This window comes from Pseudoalteromonas sp. 19-MNA-CIBAN-0066 (assembly GCF_040308705.1).
Classification (GTDB): Bacteria; Pseudomonadota; Gammaproteobacteria; order Enterobacterales; family Alteromonadaceae; genus Pseudoalteromonas; species Pseudoalteromonas nigrifaciens.
Genome location: NZ_JBEONZ010000279.1, coordinates 1 through 259, shown reverse-complemented (window position 1 = coordinate 259; position 259 = coordinate 1). Strand labels below are relative to the sequence as shown.

1 protein-coding gene is annotated in these 259 nt (G+C 34.4%); it reads left to right on the top strand.

Annotated elements, in window-relative coordinates:
- Positions 1-47: 47 nt before the first annotated feature.
- Positions 48-259, top strand: a 212-nt coding sequence (locus tag AAEZ18_RS19140) for a hypothetical protein (protein ID WP_352256009.1), incomplete at its 3' end; no start/stop codon positions are given.

Below are 259 nucleotides of genomic sequence, written 5' to 3'. Positions count from 1 at the left end.
GGTAAGATGAGTACCAATAAATGGAATTTATTATTTAAAGGACTTTAATGAAAACTTTAGCATTTTTAATAATACTGCTATGCACTCTATCGTTTAATGTACTTAGCCAAAACGTCACTGAAATCCCACTTCCTGAAGAGTTTGTTACAACAATGGATGTAGCCGGCGAATATCCAATGGTACGCACTGGTTATTTAACAGATTCAATTTCTGATATCGCTCGCTTTTATCAGCAAAAATTAGGAGAGCCGTTAAAAAC